Here is a 16,005-nt window from a genome sequence, read left to right as displayed (position 1 = left end):
CAATGAATATGATTCGGATATCGAACTATTGTTAAGTCAGTAGACAACATCGGCTGTTAGAAAATTGATCGTTTATTTGCGGAAGCTATCGCGCTTCGCTTGAGCAATTGATTTGGGAGACGTTTTGATGAGTACAAACAGCAAGTTGGACCGAATCGACCCGCCTGGTCGGATTGCATGGGGGCGACGTACGCGCCTACAGTGAAGGGCTCAACCGGGGCAGCAAGTTCGTGGTGCGCCTGCCAGCCATGCCGCACGGCACGGCGGCGGAAGAGCCGGTGCATGTGGCGCTTCAGTCCGTCCGCGCTTTTTTGCGTTGAACAATTCAAGCCCGAGGTGGTGTTGCTCGATATCGGCCTGCCTGAAATGGACGGCTACGAGGTCTCTCGCCGCATACGTTCAATGCCGGGTCAGCAGGATACCTTACTGATTGCTCATAGCGGATACGGCGAGGAGGATCATCTTCAGCGCGCCACGCAAGCGGGTTTTGACCACCACCTGATCAAGCCGGCCGACCTCAGCCAGTTGAGTGCTCTGGTCGCACTGTGCCGCGAGCGACGCATTCGCTGACGTATTTGCCGATTCCCGCTCGCCGTAGTGCTTCCGTAGTGTGCTTGCTCAATCACTTGACCAGATCGTCCAGGCGCCGGTCATCAATGCCGGCGGGCTCCAGATGAGCCACCACATCGGCTGCCTGGAATATCGATCTCACAGCATCTTCTGCGTGGTCTCCAATGCCGTGGCCTTGTTCAACCGACATGGCGCCGTCCACCTCGACGTGGAATTCCACGAACACCCGGTCTCCGCCATGTCGAGTGCGGATGTCATGCACCCCCTGAACCCCTTCGCAACCGAGCACGGTGGCCCGGATCCGCTCCCGGTCAGAGGGTTCGAGTTCCCGGTCGAGTAGCTGCACCAACGCTTGCCGCGCCATGTCCCGCGCATTCCACAGCATGTAGCAGGAAATGGCCAGCGCGCCTATTGCGTCAGCCCGACTCCACGCAAGAAAGCGTTCAAGTGCCAGCGCGACCAGCACGGCGATGTTCACCGCAACGTCGGTGACGTAGTGCGCCCGGTCCGCAGCAATGGCTGTCGATCCGGTTCGTTTGACGACATAGGTTTGCAATGCGACGAGTCCGCTTGCAGCAACCAGGCTGGCGATGATGACCCACAAGCCGAAGCCCATGTCGGTGAGCGGTTGCGGGACGAACAGGCGCTCGACCGATTCAATTCCCAGTCCCACGGCCGCGCCCGTGAGCAACAACGCTTGCACCAGTGCGGCTACGGCTTCCGCTTTGCCATGTCCATAGCGATGCCCCCGGTCGACAGGTCGTCCTGCATACCGGACGCCCGCAAAGGTGACGAAGGACGCGACGACATCGACCAGGCCATCGGCCGCAGAGGTGAGCAGCGCGATCGAGCCCGTCGCAAGCCATGCCCAGGCCTTGACACCGACCAGGGTGAGCGCGACAGCGAGCGCCATGATCGAGGCGAACCGGCGCAGCTTTTGATTCGACAGGTATTCGGACATGGGCACGCGTCTCGCTTCTCGTTCTCGGTTCCTAAGCCATCATGCTACGACACGCGCATGCAAACGCTGGAAATGCGTGGCTTGACCGGTGTGCAAACTGGCGGAGGCGTGCTGTGGCATTGGATGAAAGAGCGCTTGATTGAGGCGCTGGATTAACTCGTCGGTCAGCGGCGGCGCGCGCGGTCATTAATTCTATTAACGGCCCAAACCGGCTTTGACCGTTGGATACCGCAGGCGTATTGGATACCGCAGGCGCATTGGATACCGCAGGCGAGACGCGTGCAAGAAGCCCGCGTAAAGCCGCTTCACTCAACGGTTGGCTTGCTTGAATTCGGTGGAACCACTGTGTTCAGGATCTTGAGATTACGAATTCGCCTGAAAGTAGGGTTGTCATGCAGCAAGCGGGCGGTGATATGCGCCACGGCGGCTTCACCGAGAAGATAGTCGGGCACGCCCGAGACTGTATGGTGAGTCATGTGCTGATTGTAAGTTTCCGGCGCTTCGGCCGAACTATAGAAAAAATCGACTTCGTACGTTGCCAAATTGAACTCCAATGGTGTGATCAATCGTTAAACAACCATTGATCGAATCGATTCTATCAAGAGCTGGCAATAAGCGAGCGCGCCGGTTCGTGAAGTGAAATGTCGAATTTAGGCCTGGGAGAGTTGGCGGCGTCGGGCAAGGTTGAACCAGGCGTTCCCTGTTTGGGCAGACCTGGCCGAAAGCGCAGCCCCGGAGACGATCGCCAAGCGTGCCGCCTGATCGAGTCTCTGGCGTTGGTTTCCGTGTTTTCGCGCTTAAAATGGCTCCAAACGGCATGAAACAGTCCGCTTTTACCGCTTCGTGACTAATACGTGACTAGCGTGCGAATAAGGTAATTAAAAAGAATTGCCTTTGTTCGCCCGATTTGTGTTCCCCTAAAGGAGGCACCCATTGCGTCGGTATCAGTCGCGGGTGCCGGTCTTGCAGCGCTGCTGCACGACGGCCAAAGGAGAAGTCAGTACAAATGAATCGCCAGATCGTAGAAGAGTTGCTAGCCGGGCACGGAGAAGGGAAGTTGGTTGTAAGCCATCGCATACACGGCACTGACTTCGAAGTCATGGTTTCGCTGTTGCAAGCGTCGGGAAATACGTTTGTCCGGGATTATTGTGCGCGGGCACCTATCCTTGCCGGCACAAACGGACTGAGCGATGCTGTCGCGAAGACCTTTACGGCCGTACACACGGCCATCAATGGCGACTTGAAAGCCAAACCTGCGGGCATGTCGTTGTTCAAGTTTGTCTCGGATCCGACCAGGCGCGATGTTTTCGTCCGTCCATTCGACTAAAGAGCCGCCGCATTTTATCGGGTTTGCGGTTTATGCAAGAGACCGCGCTGCGCATCGCGCCTTGAGCAACCTGTTCGTCCCGATCGAACGGCCGGGGCCGTTGCATGCCATTCCACGCACACGGCGGCCTCGTTCAAGCACGGATGCCGTCCAGCGGGTGTGCCGCCTGCTGGCGGCGCGCGGAGGCGCAATGGGTAGAACTGCACCTCGTACTAATGGTCTTTCGCCAGAACGGCACGGCCGCCTGGCAACCCACAGAGAAAAATGATGGATCTTCGAACCGTTAAAGAAATCGCAAAATTGAAGGCTCAGGTCGGGCCGTTGCAAAGGCAATTCGCCGAGCGGTTGAATGCAGTCGTGGTGCAGGCCAAAAGCACGGCGGTCGCCGAATTTAAGAACCACTTTACGAAAAGCGGGTTCACGGCGGCCGGCGAAGCGAAACGATACACAGCGACCTATGAGGGCATGCAATTTTTGCTGGAGATTGCAGAGACACGCGGAACGCTCTCGCTTTGCGAGTTCCACCTCGTGCCCCCTGCATCGCTCAACGAAGCAAAGCTGACGGTGCATATGATCCGTAAAGGTCCGCCTTCCTCTGACCGGCCCTTGGCTGCGGAAGAGGCAAACTTGCTTCTCGATGCTGAGCGGAACCTGGCCGATGCCCGGGCAGCACTTTCGTCGGCGGCGCCCGAGTTTTGTTTTATGGTCGTCGAAGAGGAAAATCCGGATTTGCCCACCGTTGATGTGGTGCTCGAAAACAGGCCCGTATTCGATACATTCGGCGAGTTTCTCGTGAGCGTTTATCCGCAATAACTTATCGGCAACATGCCTCGGTAATGCGGGGCACTTTCCAGCGTCTCGCTATCATCCTGGTTTTCGTCTGCTTTTCGTTTTGCTTTTTGTCGTCCAAGAGGGCCGCACCTCAGCGGCTGCAAAACAGGGTTCTTTGGTAACTCCGCCGGAATCTTGCCAAGCATTGCGACGTGGCGCGTTTCCGTGACATCGTCCGCCGGGAACATACATTCGATCCGCAACTCCTGCGCGGCGATCGTCTGCGGCGTTCCTACCGTGGTGACCATCGAAAAATAACTCAGCACTTCATCGTCTTTGACGAAGCTGATGGGGATGACTGGCATGGTGCGTGTAGCGGGCGTGGCGTTCATAGCATGGGGCGATTTCCACCCGGTCTGGACATCGGGGTAGGCGAGCAGTTCCGCGAGTAGTTCCTGGGTTTTTTCATCAATGACGCGCCCCACGGATTCACGATAAACACGCTGGATCAGGCTTTTCGCAACATCTTCCCAGTTGGCAACAAACGGGCGCATGCCTTCCGGGTCGAACATGAGATGCAGCATGTTGCGAGGGCCCTTGCGCGCAGACAGGTTGATAAAGCAATTGAAGAACCGTGGCGTAGATTCATTGGCCATGAGCACGTTCCAATAACGGTCCATTACCACCGCAGGAAAAGGTTCATGCTGACGCAAGATGCGCCCTAGCGCGCTGGTCACGCTCTGCATTTCGAGTGCGTCCCACGCGGTTTCCTGGTAGATGGGAGCATAGCCGGCCGCCAGCAATAATGTATTGCGATCACGAAGAGGAATGTCCAGCGCCTGGGCAATATCCATTAACATCTGACGGCTCGGAACGCTGCGCCCACTTTCAATAAAACTGATGTGCCGTTGCGACACGCCCGCATCAAGAGATAACTCAAACTGACTTCTGCCGCGCATGTCGCGCCATTGGCGCAGCAGCAAGCCGAGCTCACTGGCAGGCGGCTTGGTGTTGAGGCGAGCAGAATTCATTGATCTCTCATTGGCAACAGGGTTCAGGTGATGGTTCATGATGGACCGCGAGGGGCATAAGGCCATCGCCCGGGTTCGCAGTCTTTTGATTTTCTGGACAAGAATACGCTTAACTCCACAAGTCGGCCGGCCGCCGCCCGGTTGGGCGGGCGGTCGCAGCAACGACTGCAATCGCGCATGGTTCGGCGCGAACCGATCCATGCGCGATCCATACGCGATCGTTATCGCCCGGTGACGGTTCCTATCGTCAGGCAGGCTTCCATGCCTGAGCCTTAAAGCGCTCTTCGACAGGCGTACCTGCCATGTTCGTCGTAGTGGCGGCCATGGTGGATACACCAATGCTGGTGATGACCTCGAAGATCTGAAGCGCTGAATACCCAGCGGAAGTAAAGTTTTCGATATCTTCCTCGGCCACATTTCCTCGCTTTTGGATCAAGGCCCGGGTCATGCCCGACAGCGCCGCGTACTTCGGGTCATCCGGTAATCTTCCTTCGCGGATCGCCTTGACGTCGGACTCCCTCATGCCGTCCTCAAGGGCAAACGTGGAGTGAGCCGCAACGGTCCACGGGCACTTGATCGTGACCGCGTTTGTGAGCAGCAGAACCTGCTTCTCGCATTCGTCGAGGCTTCCGCCGTGAAAACTCGAGAAACTGCCGGCAAAGCCGTTGAGGAGCACGGGATTGCCTGCCATGGTTGCCATCACGTTTGGTAAAAATCCAAACTTCTGTTCCAACGCATGCAATGTCGGTTTGGATTTTTCCGGCGCCGATTCGATTGTGTGAAGTGTAAAATTATGCATTCCTAACTCCTTTCCCATTGATTGAACGAAACTGCGTGTGTATCTCCATGCGCCGCTTTTTTTCAACGCTGATACCGCAAGCAGATGAATGCCATCTTAGCGATCACACGAATACGTTCAATTACCTCGGATGTAATAACGGCTGATCTACGCCCGCGGCTGGTGGCTGCTTAGTGGCGCAGAGTTCGCTCAAGGAAGGGGCAAGCTGGAGTCAAGAAGGCGGATAGAGTGAAGAAAACCGGGAACGGCGCTGACGTTCCCGGTGAGGTCCGAGGGAGGGCTACTCCTTAGGTTGCTCCAGCGATGACTTCAATTCCTTGGCCGCCTCTTCAATTCGCTTCGTCACAATGGCATACGCTTCGGTTTGGGCCTGCTGTGTTTTCTGAGCGATTTCCTGCATATCGGCGAGCGCCTGGTGCAGTGCCTTTTGAACGACTTCGGTCGGATTGGACGAAGCTTTGGCCGGCGTGGTGGCGTACTGTTGCGCAATGCCCTGGAAATCGTTAAGAGCCCGGCGCAGGATCTCGATCTGTTTATCTCGAAGCGCTTCCATGCCGCCGAATGCGACGCGGTTCGCGGCCGCCAAAGCTTCGACGTCCTTTCTACGCGCATCCAGAATTGCCTGCACGTCGAATCCCGGAAGTTTGTACTGCTGGAACATCGCGGAAAACTGACTGAACGGGTCGCTGTACTCGGGCTTCGTCATGTGCCTCTCCCTAAGATATGTTCACGTTCGCGGAAACGTCGACGCGCCTCAGGCGTAGAGGGTGGCGCCCAACGCTCTTTCGATAGTACAGGCTAACGATCTTTGCTGAATCCAAGGGAAAACGCGCACAGGGCGACGATCTGCGTTTGGCTGACCGTCAGAAAGGATCACGCGGCAGGCGTTATTCGGTGCGGCCTTAGCCAATCTCGAGGTTTGTGGCGTCATGCACCGCAAGCGGGGATCTGCCCGCATTCGCACCCGCGTCGTTTCGGGCAGTGCGTCGCGCCGCCCCGGGCGCAACCCCCATGATCCGCTTGAATGCCCGGCTGAAGGCGGCTTCAGAGTCGTATCCAAGGGAGCTTGCCAATTCCGCCAGCGACGAATCCGTCTCTCGCAGCCGCGTAAGCGCCGCCTCCATTTTCCATCGCATGGCGTAGTGCATGGCCGGTTCGCCGACGAGTTGCGTGAAGCGCGCGGAAAACGCCGAGCGTGACATACCGACTGCGTCTGCCAGCGATGCCACCGTCCAGTTGCTTGCCGGATCACGATGAATCATCGTGATGGCTCGCCCGATCTGCTTGTCGCGTATCGCGCCGAGCCATCCCGTCTGCGCTTGGCGAGCGTTGGCGATCCAGGACCGGATAGCCTGGATGACGAGAATGTCGGCGAGCCGCGTGATGACTGTTTCCCCTCCCGGGTTCAGGTGCTGCGCCTCGGCCGCGATGAATCGCAGCGTGCTCTGGATCCATTCCGTTTCCGGCGATTTCCACGTGTCGACGCAAATCAGCCGGGGCAACAGACGAATCAGTTGATGCGCCGCCGGGTGATCGAAACGGACCACGGCGCAGATCATGGTCGTGGCCGCGCCGCCTCCTCCGTGGCGGAGAACTTCATAGCGGTTGCTGATTGCGTCGCGCGGCAGGTCGAAGAGTTTTCCTGCCCGGACGCCCGCGCCGCTCATCAGGCGATGTCCCGCACCGTGCGGAACAAGGGCGAGATCGCCGGGGCGCAGCAGGCGAGGCTCGATGCCGTCCACTTCCAGCAGGCACTCCCCGGCCGTGACGACGTGAAACATCAGGCACTGGTCGAACGCTGGCAGTTCCAGGGCCCATGGAGCGGTGAACTCGGACCGGCAATAAAAAGTGCCGCTCATGCGCAGAAAGTGGAGCGCTTCGCCGAGTGGATCGTCGGGTGCGGGTAGGTCGGTCATGGGGTTAGTGTAGTTCAGTCGGATACCGGCACGTCCATTCCGCTGGACGAATGAGCATCAAACAAAGACGTAATGTCATTGTTCGTCTCCGGAGATCACATTACTCTGGATTCATGTTCACCGCACGGTGCGGTGATTATCTGGAGGAATGATCCATGACTACAAAACCCGTTCTGGTGCTCGGAAGCACAGGCAAGACAGGTCGTCGGATAGTGGAGCGTCTTGCAGCTCGCAATGTGCCCGTGCGGCATGGTTCCCGGGCCGCCACGCGGCCGTTCGACTGGGTGGATTACTCGACGTGGGCACCCGCGCTCGAGGGCGTCGAAGCCGTCTACATCTGCTTCTACCCGGATCTATCCGTCGCCGGAGCAACCGACGCGATCCAGTCGTTCACCGATCTGGCGGTGTCAAGCGGCGTCCGGCGTCTAGTGCTGCTTTCCGGGCGGGGCGAGCCAGAAGCACAGCGCTGTGAAGACATCGTGCGCAGGTCCGGTGTCGACTGGACGCTGCTGCGCGCAAGCTGGTTCGCGCAGAACTTCAGCGAGGCGCATTTTTTAGAGCCGATCCTCGGTGGCGAGCTTGCGTTGCCTGTCGCGGACATTGGCGAGCCGTTTGTCGATGCAGACGATATAGCCGATGTTGCGACAGCTGCGCTGACGCAGAGCGGCCATGCCGGGCAGCTTTACGAACTGACCGGTCCGCGTCTGGTGACCTTCGCCGAAGCGGTCGCGCAGATTGCCCGAGCGTCCCGGCGATCGATCCGTTTCACGAGGGTGTCCATGACGGAGTACACGGGCGCGCTCGTGGAAGCCGGGCTTCCGGCGCAAGTTGTCGAGCTTGTCCGCTATCTCTTCACGGATGTACTGGACGGCCGAAACGCCTCCGTGAAGGACGGTGTCATTCGCGCAGTTGGGCGGCCTCCGCGTAATTTCAGCGACTACGTGCGGGAAACCGCCGCAACGGGGATCTGGAACAACGGGCAAGCTTAGTCGAGTTTTCTTGGTCTTCTCGGTCTTCTCGGTTTCTCGTTTAGCGGTCCGAGCGAAAACCCCTTCGAACAATTCGAAACGTTTTCATAACGTCGCAAGGCGTCAACTTGCAGTCGCAAGCGGGCGATACACCGATATTTTGAGCTTGTACCGTAAGTCCGTCGCACTGACCTCACGTGCAGCACAACCACGACAACGACGAGAAGACCTGATGAAATTGTGAAAGCTTTAAGGGGATGAATGAATAAAGTCGGATAACTAAGCATCAGTGTCTGACACGTTGTCTTCGTGAGTTTAACCACGGATAAAAAATCGATGCTCGAAACGGAAATGACGGAGTTTGTACGACGGACCTATGAGATGTATCCGCCGGACACAGCCACCATGACAATTGCCGGGCAACGCACTCTCTACGACAACTACGCGAAGGCGTTTACGCCTGCGCTGCCCGATCGGTTGATCATTGAAACAACCGTGCTCGATTCTGTCGCGGGACATCGCATTCCCTTGCGGTTGTACCGGGCGACGAACGGCACGACTCAAGCGGGCACCGTGCTGTACTTCCACGGTGGCGGTTTTGTGCTCGGCTCGCTCGATAGCCACGAAGCTATCACCGCGCGTCTTGCGGCCGATACCGGCATGCACGTGATCGCCGTTGATTATCGGCTGGCGCCCGAACACCCCGCGCCTGCCGCACACGAAGACTGCATCGAAGTGACGCTCGCAGCAATCAACGGCACGCTGCCATTTGCGGGACTGCCGGCCAGGCTGCAACTCGTGGGCGATAGCGCCGGGGGTAATCTTGCCGCCAGCGTCGCTGCCATTCTTCGTGACCGGGGTGTTGCCGGGGTAGCGGGGGTGGTGGCGATCTATCCAGCACTCGGACGCGAACCGGCGTTGCCCGCGCGCGATAGCGAGGCTAACGCCCCGATGCTCACGCTTGCCGACGTCCACGCTTACCGCGAACTGTACTGGCAAGACCGGGAGCCTTATCCGCAGATGACGCCGCTCGACGCAACCCACTTCAGCGGTTTACCAGCGACATTGGCCATTGGCGTTGAACATGATCCGCTGCGTGACGATGCTCGCGTCTACATCGAACGGATTCGCGCGGCCGGTGGGGAAGGTTATCTTTGGATCGGGGAAGGACTGGTACATGGATGCCTGCGGGCACTTGGTACGAGCCCGGGCGTGAAGCTGCTGTATCGCAAGGTCTGTGAATTTTTGACGCGCCCGCAGGTTTGAACCGGCGGTGAAAAACTCAGGCAGGATCTGTTCTGATGGGCCAAAGCGGGCGCAAGCCGGACCCCCGCCTCACGGCTCTTTATGATACTGCTGCCCGCCGGGTAGCCTGTTTAGTTTGTCGTTGCTTGGCAACGTCTCGAACTCGCCTGGTTGTTTCCTTGCCGGCACATCAAAGGCCCTCGAACGAATGCACTCGCTGCACTCGCTGCTATCGCTCGAGCGCGCTGCCTCATGACTGCCTTCCCGCGACGTAACTGTAATGCGCGCCTAAGGCTCCGCTAAGTTCCATCTAATGCTTAAGCAGCTCGTACGCATTCTCGTTACATATCGCGACGTTTTCTCATCGACGGAAACGCAACTTAACGTTTGGTTTCACCTGTCGTGAAATCGCCCCGCTAGGATGGCGGCTAGATGAGAAATCCGATTGTTGATTGTTCGTCGATTCTTGTTGCCCGCTTGCCGCGCATGGGCCTTGCTAAGGCTCTCTATTCGTCCACTTATTCGACTGGTGTTGAATGGTCACCCATGGCAAGTGTTGAAAGCCGTCGGGACTGCAATTGTGAAGAAGGGCCTACCAGAGAACCGCTTACAACATGGACAGCGCACATCGCACGCTTCTATACATTGGAGGTAAGCCAAACGAATCGCTTCTAAGGCGCCTCAGTGACCGCGCCTGGCTTGTCGTACCGGCCATGGGGGCTAACGCAGTCGCGAAGCTGGCGCGCGCGCCCATGGCCGGGCTGCTCGATCTGACCGATGGCATCCACGAGGGCCGGATCGCAAGGGTCGAACAACTCTCACGTTCCGTGCTGGTTGCATGGGTCGCGCTCGTGTCGCAAGAGACGCGAAAGTGGACGGCCGTTCGAGACGTTATCGCGACACATTGCTTTGATTTTGTAACGCTGCCGACATCGTATGAGCGGATCGTAAATGTAGTCGGGCAGGCCATTGGTATGGAGGTTCTTCGTTCAGAGGTGGAGCCGCCCGACCTTAAGGATGCGTTAAGCCACGGCGTGATAGGTTCGTCCGAGGCCATGCTGGAACTTCATCGGGCCATTGGAAAGGTCGCCGCGAGTGACGCCACTGTGTTCATTTCTGGTGAGTCAGGAACCGGCAAGGAGTTGACCGCGCAGATGATTCATGCGCGATCGGTGCGCCGCGACATGCCTTTCGTGGCGGTGAACTGCGGCGCTGTCCCACCAGATCTCCTGCATTCGGAATTGTTCGGCTACGAACGCGGAGCGTTCACAGGCGCCACGCAACGCAAGATAGGGCGAGTCGAGCAGGCGCATGGCGGAACGTTGTTCCTCGACGAAATTGGCGACCTGCCGCATGAGAGTCAGGCCGCGTTGCTGCGTTTTATCCAGGAACGCAAGATCGAACGCCTGGGCGGTCTTGAGTCCATTGATGTGGATGTACGGGTGATCACGGCAACGCATCAGGACATGCAAGCTGCCGTGGAGGAAGGCAGGTTCAGGGCAGACCTTTTCTTCCGGCTTTGCGTGCTTCAGGTTAGGGAGCCACCCCTTCGCGTGAGAGGAAAAGACATCACCGAACTTGCAACGCACACACTTGAACGGTTTAAAGATGAACGCGCGCGCAGGATACATGGCTTTGCCCCGGATGCGATTGCAGCGTTGCATAACTATGGTTGGCCCGGGAACGTCAGGGAACTGATCAATCGTGTCCGGCGCGCGATAGTGTTGTCCGAAGGCAAGTTCATCACCGCCGATGACCTTGAACTGGCGGAGCATGTCTCACTCGCGCCGGACTCGCTTCGCGAAGCGCGGGCGTCGGCAGACAGAAGGGCGATAGAAGTCGCGCTCTTCGTGCATAAAGGCCGGGTTGTCGATGCCGCCCGCAGCCTTGGCATTTCGCGCGTGCATCTGCACCGGTTGATGCAGGAGTTGGGAATACCCACGCGCGCAGCGACGGATGAAGCGCACGATTCGACCGATCCCAGCGACTATGAGTAAAGCGAGTAAAGCGAGTAAAGCTGGCAAGCTTCCTGATGCAGCCGATGACCCTCTAAATGTACTTGATGGAGAATCATATGCGCTTGCTTGATTCAGTTGACCACACTGCATGGATCACCTGCGAGCGATGCGGGAACACCTATTCCGGTGGTGGGCAACAATGCAGCCGTTGCGGCAAAACGCCGACCATCATGCAGCGTCTGGGAAATTTCTCTTCCCCTTCGAACGCGAAAAAAGTTAGTGCGCGCGGCGTATTGCGTCGCACGCGTTCACGGGGCGCATACCCCGGACTAGCGGAAACCGCACTGCTTTCCGATCGGGCAAGCAGGCGGCGCGGCGCACGCATTGCGCTTGCGTGCGCCGTTGGCGCGGGTGCGCTGGTGGCTTTTGCATTGACCAAACCTTATCGTGCGGGCATTGGCCTCACGCCGCGATCCGTAGAGACACGCTCACCGGAGACACGCTCACCGGCAACGGGGCCGCTGGTCCAAAGCGGGCACGTGGTGACACAGGGCAACGGCGTCTTGCCGGCCCAGCCATCTGTGTTGAATAGTCACCATAATGCCAGCGATGAAACCACGCGAACACCACAGTCCAATGTCAGCGCGTTTTATCGTGCGCTGCAGGCCGGGAATCTGGCGGTGGCACGCCGGAGTCTTGCCAGAATATCGGGGAACAGTGAAGGTAGCGGTCAGTTAGAACAGATGCGTACGGAACTCACCACTCGCGAACATACGCGCGATGCGTTGCTGCATCACGCGTGGCATTGCCATGCGCTGGGTGACTGGCAGTGCGTCGCGGACAATGCGACGCAAGCGTACGCGATCGATGCCTCTAGCTGGGAGGCAAAACATCTCGTTGCCCGGGCGGCGAAGGAAACCAGCAAGGCTGACGATGAATAGGGCTTAGCGGCTGCGATAGATCAAGCGCTCAATGTGCCGTGTGTGCGGCTAACGTGTGTCCCGCATGATGTCGGCCAGGGCATCCTTGACCTCGTTGATCAAAGCCGGCCAGCCTCCCTGGCCCTGGCGAAACAGGTACATGTCGTTGGGGTACCAGGGTGAACCGGTTCCCGTCCGATGCCAGCGCCAGTCGACTCCTGTCCGCGGCAACATCAACCAGCACGCAACGCCCAATGCACCGGCTACATGAGCGATCGCTGTATCGACGCAGATAACAAGATTGAGTTGCGCAACGATGGCCGCGGTATCGCCAAAATCGCGAATCTCCCGTCCCAGGCAAAGAGCGGGTTGCAGCGCTTTGCATTCATCGGCCTGCATCTCAGCAGCCCCCACTTGCAGGCTGATAAAGCGAGTTCCACTGACGGACCACAGCGGCGCCAGATCGGAAAAATGACTCAACGACCGTTGCGCGTCGTTGTCGTGCTCGGCATTGCCTTTCCAGACCAACCCCACGCGCAAGCCGTCGACGGGTAAGCGTGTTTGCCATCTCTCCAGGCGGTTGGTAAATACGCCCACATAGGGAATCCTTGCCGGGATCGACGCGACGGTCGTCCCCATGTGTAAGGGCAGGCTCATTAGCGAAGCCCAGTAGTCGTGACCGTGAAGCGCTTGTGGGTCGGTTATCAGTGCGTCAATACCTTCCACCGTGCGCAGAAGCGGCGCAAGTATTGGTTGGCAGATCACTGATATCTTTGCGGCACCTTGCGCTTTAAGCAGCGGCACGTAACGGACGAACTGTATGGTGTCGCCGTACCCTTGCTCCGGCAAGAGCAACAGGGTCTTGCCGCTCAGGTCCTCGCCCTTCCACTGAGGAAAGGGCAACTGCTTGTGTTCTCCAAACGCTTCCGATCGCGCTTCGTAGTATTCCCAGCCTTCCGTATATCGCCCGGCGGAGAGAAGAAGCATCCCTAGATTAAAACGGGTTCCGGCAAAGTCCGGCTTCAGTTTGAGCGCACGCCGATATTCGATCTCCGCCTGTTCATACTGATGAAGTCTTTCGAGCGTGCCTGCGCGGTTATTCCTGATCTCCGCCGAATCCGGCATCTGTTCGAGCGCTCGACAATAGTGCGCTTCGGCTTCACTGAACCGCCCGCATTGTCGTAAAAGATTCGCCAGGTTGTTATGAGCCAGACCGTTGCGATCCTCCGTTTCAAGCACGCGACGGTAAGCGCGTTCTGCCGCCGTCAAGTCGCCTCGTTGCCAAGCCTCCCATGCTGACTCTATGAGTTGATGGTTCAGATGTTCTTGAAGGTCCGTGTGTCCACGGTCGGAGAGCGTTTTCCGGTTCATCGGGCGGTCTTGTTCGCAGCAGACGTTGGCAAGCGTTACCGCTCTTGTATCAGTCGTACCTTACAAAATACTAACTAAGGAGAGGGCGTGGGGCGGCGGGGGACAGCGGCTCAACACAGCGGCTAAAACAGTGCGCGTGTTGCATGCCAAGGGGAACCTAAAAAAATATCCAGGAATATTTGATCGCGACGGGAATAGTGGGACGGGTACGTGTGTTCGTCCCATTGCAAACCACAAACTCTCCAGGAATTAAAAATGAAGATCCCTCGCGCTACGTTACTTCTGTCGATCCTTGCCAGTGCGTTCATTTCAGTTGGCGCCATGGCTCAAGAGACTCAACCTGCTAAAGGCCCGGTCAAGAACATCGTGCTGGTCCACGGTGCGTTCGTTGGCGGTTCGGGCTGGAAACCGGTCTACGATATCCTGTCCAAGGACGGCTATAACGTGACCCTGGTGCAGGAGCCGTTGACGTCGTTTGCGGAAGACGTGACCGCCACGAAACGTATTCTTGACCGTCAGGACGGCCCGGCTATTTTGGTTGGTCATAGCTATGGCGGCGCGATCATCACGTCGGCTGGAAACGATCCCCATGTAGCGGGTTTGGTCTACATTGCGGCTCATGCGTTGGATACCGATGAAACCGAGGTTGGCAATGGAAAGAAGTTTCCGAATTCCGCACACCCGCTCGTGAAAACGCCGGATGGTTTTCTGTTCCTCGATCCGGCCAACTACCCTGGCGACTTCGCTGCGGACCTGCCGCTGAAGCAAGCCCAGTTCGAAGCCCGCGCACAGATGCCGACGTCGGCCACGGTTTTCTCAACCCCCATGACCGATCCGGCATGGAAGGTCAAACCTAGCTGGTACATGGTCGCGAAATCGGACAAAATCATCAATCCTGACCTGGAACGGATGTACGCGGCCCGTGCTCACAGCCATACCGTTGAGATTGCCGGCGCGAGTCACTCGGTGTATGAATCGCATCCGAAAGAAGTGGCGGCCTTGATTGAACAAGCAGCCGAGCATGCACAGGATTAAACTGCTTTTTTAAAGTGAAGGGTAGTGCGGGGGCATGGATCAACGAATGGTTAATTTCCATATAGATAGGAATGCAGATAGATTGATGCTGCCCGATTTATTCACGATCCGGTCCCTGCAGGCCTTTGCTACTTTCACCACGCGCCACCTAAGTACTGGCTTCTTGTTCGAGCCACGAGCAGAAGGCGATCACAAGCTCGTCCGCTTCCTTGGCCTCCGGCACATAAGTACAGTAACTGCGGGCGGGAAGACGGGGGCCGGCGAATGGTGCGACAAGCCGGCCGGATGCCAGGTCATTCGCTATCAGGGCGGTCGGACCCATTGCCACGCCTAAGCCGTCGAGCGCGGCTTGCAGCGTGAGATAAAAATGATCGAGCGTGAGCGTCGTGGCGGGTTTGAGATCGGGGACATTCGCTTTGGCGAGCCAGTCGCTCCATAGCCTTGGGAGACTTGATGTATGCAGGAGCGTGTGATGGACCAAGTCGCGCGTCGTTTTAATTGACAGTTGATTGAGCAACGCGGGACTGCAGACCGGTATACGTTCCTCTGACAAGAAAGGGCGCATTGAATAGCCATAGAACGTATCGGGGCCGCCGCGAATGATGATGTCGTAGGTATCCTGGAGGGCTTCTACGGGCTCATTGGACGTCTCCAGACTCACCTCAACGCCGGGATGCAGTCTTTGAAAGCCTGCGAGTCTGGGTACGAGCCAGCGCAACGCGAACGTAGCGGGTCCATTCACCCGCAGCACACGTGGCGATACGCTACCCACGTAGCCATACCTGGCGGTCGCTGAAGCGACCTGTTCGAACGCCGGTCCGATTTCAGCGAGATACGCACGGGCTGCTGGCGTCAGGACGACACGCCGATTGTGGCGCTCGAACAAGGGCGCGCCCAGCCACTCCTCCAGCAGACGGACATGCTGGCTCACAGCGCCGTGAGTGACGTGCAATTCGGCTGCGGCTGCCTTGAAGCTGCCTAAGCGTGCAGCCGCTTCGAAGGCACGTAGCGCATTAAGCGGAGGTAAGGGATGTTGCATTCAGGTCAGTTTTGCTAGCGCAAAGTAGGGAATTTAATGCGTCATTGCTCATATCACAAGAGATATATTCTCCCGAAAAGCTTTCTCAAGCAAT

Annotated in this window: 15 protein-coding genes and 1 pseudogene; 8 read left to right on the top strand and 8 right to left on the bottom strand. The window is 57.8% G+C overall.

What is annotated here, in order from left to right:
• Positions 1-282 precede the first annotated feature (282 nt).
• Positions 283-570, top strand: a complete 288-nt coding sequence (locus tag JWR14_RS14710; RefSeq protein WP_299707902.1) for a response regulator — start codon at positions 283-285, stop codon at positions 568-570.
• Between the two features lie 52 nt (positions 571-622).
• Here JWR14_RS14710 and JWR14_RS14705 read toward each other — a convergent pair whose 3' ends face one another.
• Both JWR14_RS14705 and JWR14_RS14700 read right to left on the bottom strand, forming a co-directional pair.
• Positions 623-1,531: a cation diffusion facilitator family transporter gene (locus JWR14_RS14705; RefSeq protein ID WP_299707900.1), complete on the bottom strand. Its 909-nt coding sequence runs from the start codon at positions 1,529-1,531 to the stop codon at positions 623-625.
• A 305-nt stretch (positions 1,532-1,836) separates the two neighbouring features.
• Positions 1,837-2,007: a hypothetical protein gene (locus JWR14_RS14700; RefSeq protein WP_299707898.1), complete on the bottom strand. Its 171-nt coding sequence runs from the start codon at positions 2,005-2,007 to the stop codon at positions 1,837-1,839.
• Positions 2,008-2,537: 530 nt separating this feature from the next.
• Here JWR14_RS14700 and JWR14_RS14695 point away from each other — a divergent pair.
• Together JWR14_RS14695 and JWR14_RS14690 are read left to right on the top strand one after the other, a co-directional pair.
• A complete protein-coding gene (locus tag JWR14_RS14695) occupies positions 2,538-2,858 on the top strand; it encodes a hypothetical protein (protein ID WP_299707896.1) in 321 nt (106 codons plus the stop codon).
• A gap of 264 nt (positions 2,859-3,122) precedes the next feature.
• Positions 3,123-3,671 carry a hypothetical protein gene (locus JWR14_RS14690; protein ID WP_299707894.1) on the top strand — a complete coding sequence of 183 codons (549 nt, stop codon included), beginning with the start codon at positions 3,123-3,125 and terminating at the stop codon, positions 3,669-3,671.
• A 158-nt stretch (positions 3,672-3,829) separates the two neighbouring features.
• On the opposite strand, the pseudogene JWR14_RS14685 reads toward JWR14_RS14690, so the two are convergent.
• From JWR14_RS14685 to JWR14_RS14670, 4 genes and pseudogenes are all read right to left on the bottom strand, one after another.
• A pseudogene (locus JWR14_RS14685) lies at positions 3,830-4,660 on the bottom strand (helix-turn-helix transcriptional regulator); the annotation flags it as partial.
• Between the two features lie 247 nt (positions 4,661-4,907).
• The gene (locus tag JWR14_RS14680) at positions 4,908-5,459 is read right to left on the bottom strand and encodes a carboxymuconolactone decarboxylase family protein (RefSeq protein WP_299707892.1); all 552 of its coding nucleotides are present in this window, start codon (positions 5,457-5,459) and stop codon (positions 4,908-4,910) included.
• Positions 5,460-5,739: 280 nt separating this feature from the next.
• A complete protein-coding gene (locus tag JWR14_RS14675; protein WP_031360545.1) occupies positions 5,740-6,165 on the bottom strand; it encodes a phasin family protein in 426 nt (141 codons plus the stop codon).
• Positions 6,166-6,361: 196 nt separating this feature from the next.
• Entirely contained in the window at positions 6,362-7,375 is a 1,014-nt protein-coding gene (locus tag JWR14_RS14670; protein WP_299707886.1) for an AraC family transcriptional regulator, read from the bottom strand.
• 155 nt (positions 7,376-7,530) lie between these two features.
• On the opposite strand from JWR14_RS14670, the gene JWR14_RS14665 reads away from it, so the two are divergent.
• The 4 genes from JWR14_RS14665 (at position 7,531) to JWR14_RS14650 (ending at position 12,487) form a co-directional block, all read left to right on the top strand.
• Positions 7,531-8,364: an NAD(P)H-binding protein gene (locus JWR14_RS14665; protein WP_299707884.1), complete on the top strand. Its 834-nt coding sequence runs from the start codon at positions 7,531-7,533 to the stop codon at positions 8,362-8,364.
• A 315-nt stretch (positions 8,365-8,679) separates the two neighbouring features.
• A complete protein-coding gene (locus tag JWR14_RS14660) occupies positions 8,680-9,609 on the top strand; it encodes an alpha/beta hydrolase (protein ID WP_299707882.1) in 930 nt (309 codons plus the stop codon).
• Between the two features lie 593 nt (positions 9,610-10,202).
• Entirely contained in the window at positions 10,203-11,585 is a 1,383-nt protein-coding gene (locus JWR14_RS14655) for a sigma-54 dependent transcriptional regulator (protein WP_299707880.1), read from the top strand.
• A 77-nt stretch (positions 11,586-11,662) separates the two neighbouring features.
• Positions 11,663-12,487, top strand: a complete 825-nt coding sequence (locus JWR14_RS14650; protein ID WP_299707878.1) for a hypothetical protein — start codon at positions 11,663-11,665, stop codon at positions 12,485-12,487.
• A 48-nt stretch (positions 12,488-12,535) separates the two neighbouring features.
• On the opposite strand, the gene JWR14_RS14645 is transcribed toward JWR14_RS14650, so the two are convergent.
• Positions 12,536-13,837: a tetratricopeptide repeat-containing glycosyltransferase family protein gene (locus tag JWR14_RS14645; RefSeq protein WP_299707876.1), complete on the bottom strand. Its 1,302-nt coding sequence runs from the start codon at positions 13,835-13,837 to the stop codon at positions 12,536-12,538.
• 255 nt (positions 13,838-14,092) lie between these two features.
• On the opposite strand from JWR14_RS14645, the gene JWR14_RS14640 reads away from it, so the two are divergent.
• Complete coding sequence (locus tag JWR14_RS14640) at positions 14,093-14,872, top strand: alpha/beta hydrolase (RefSeq protein WP_299707874.1); 780 nt, start codon at positions 14,093-14,095, stop codon at positions 14,870-14,872.
• A gap of 148 nt (positions 14,873-15,020) precedes the next feature.
• Here JWR14_RS14640 and gcvA read toward each other — a convergent pair whose 3' ends face one another.
• Complete coding sequence (gcvA, locus tag JWR14_RS14635; protein ID WP_299707872.1) at positions 15,021-15,911, bottom strand: transcriptional regulator GcvA; 891 nt, start codon at positions 15,909-15,911, stop codon at positions 15,021-15,023.
• Positions 15,912-16,005 lie beyond the last annotated feature (94 nt).

The organism is Caballeronia sp., from assembly GCF_028292365.1.
Lineage (GTDB): Bacteria > Pseudomonadota > Gammaproteobacteria > Burkholderiales > Burkholderiaceae > Caballeronia.
Note: the sequence above shows the minus strand (reverse complement) of the source record. Positions and strands in the feature narration are given on the sequence as shown.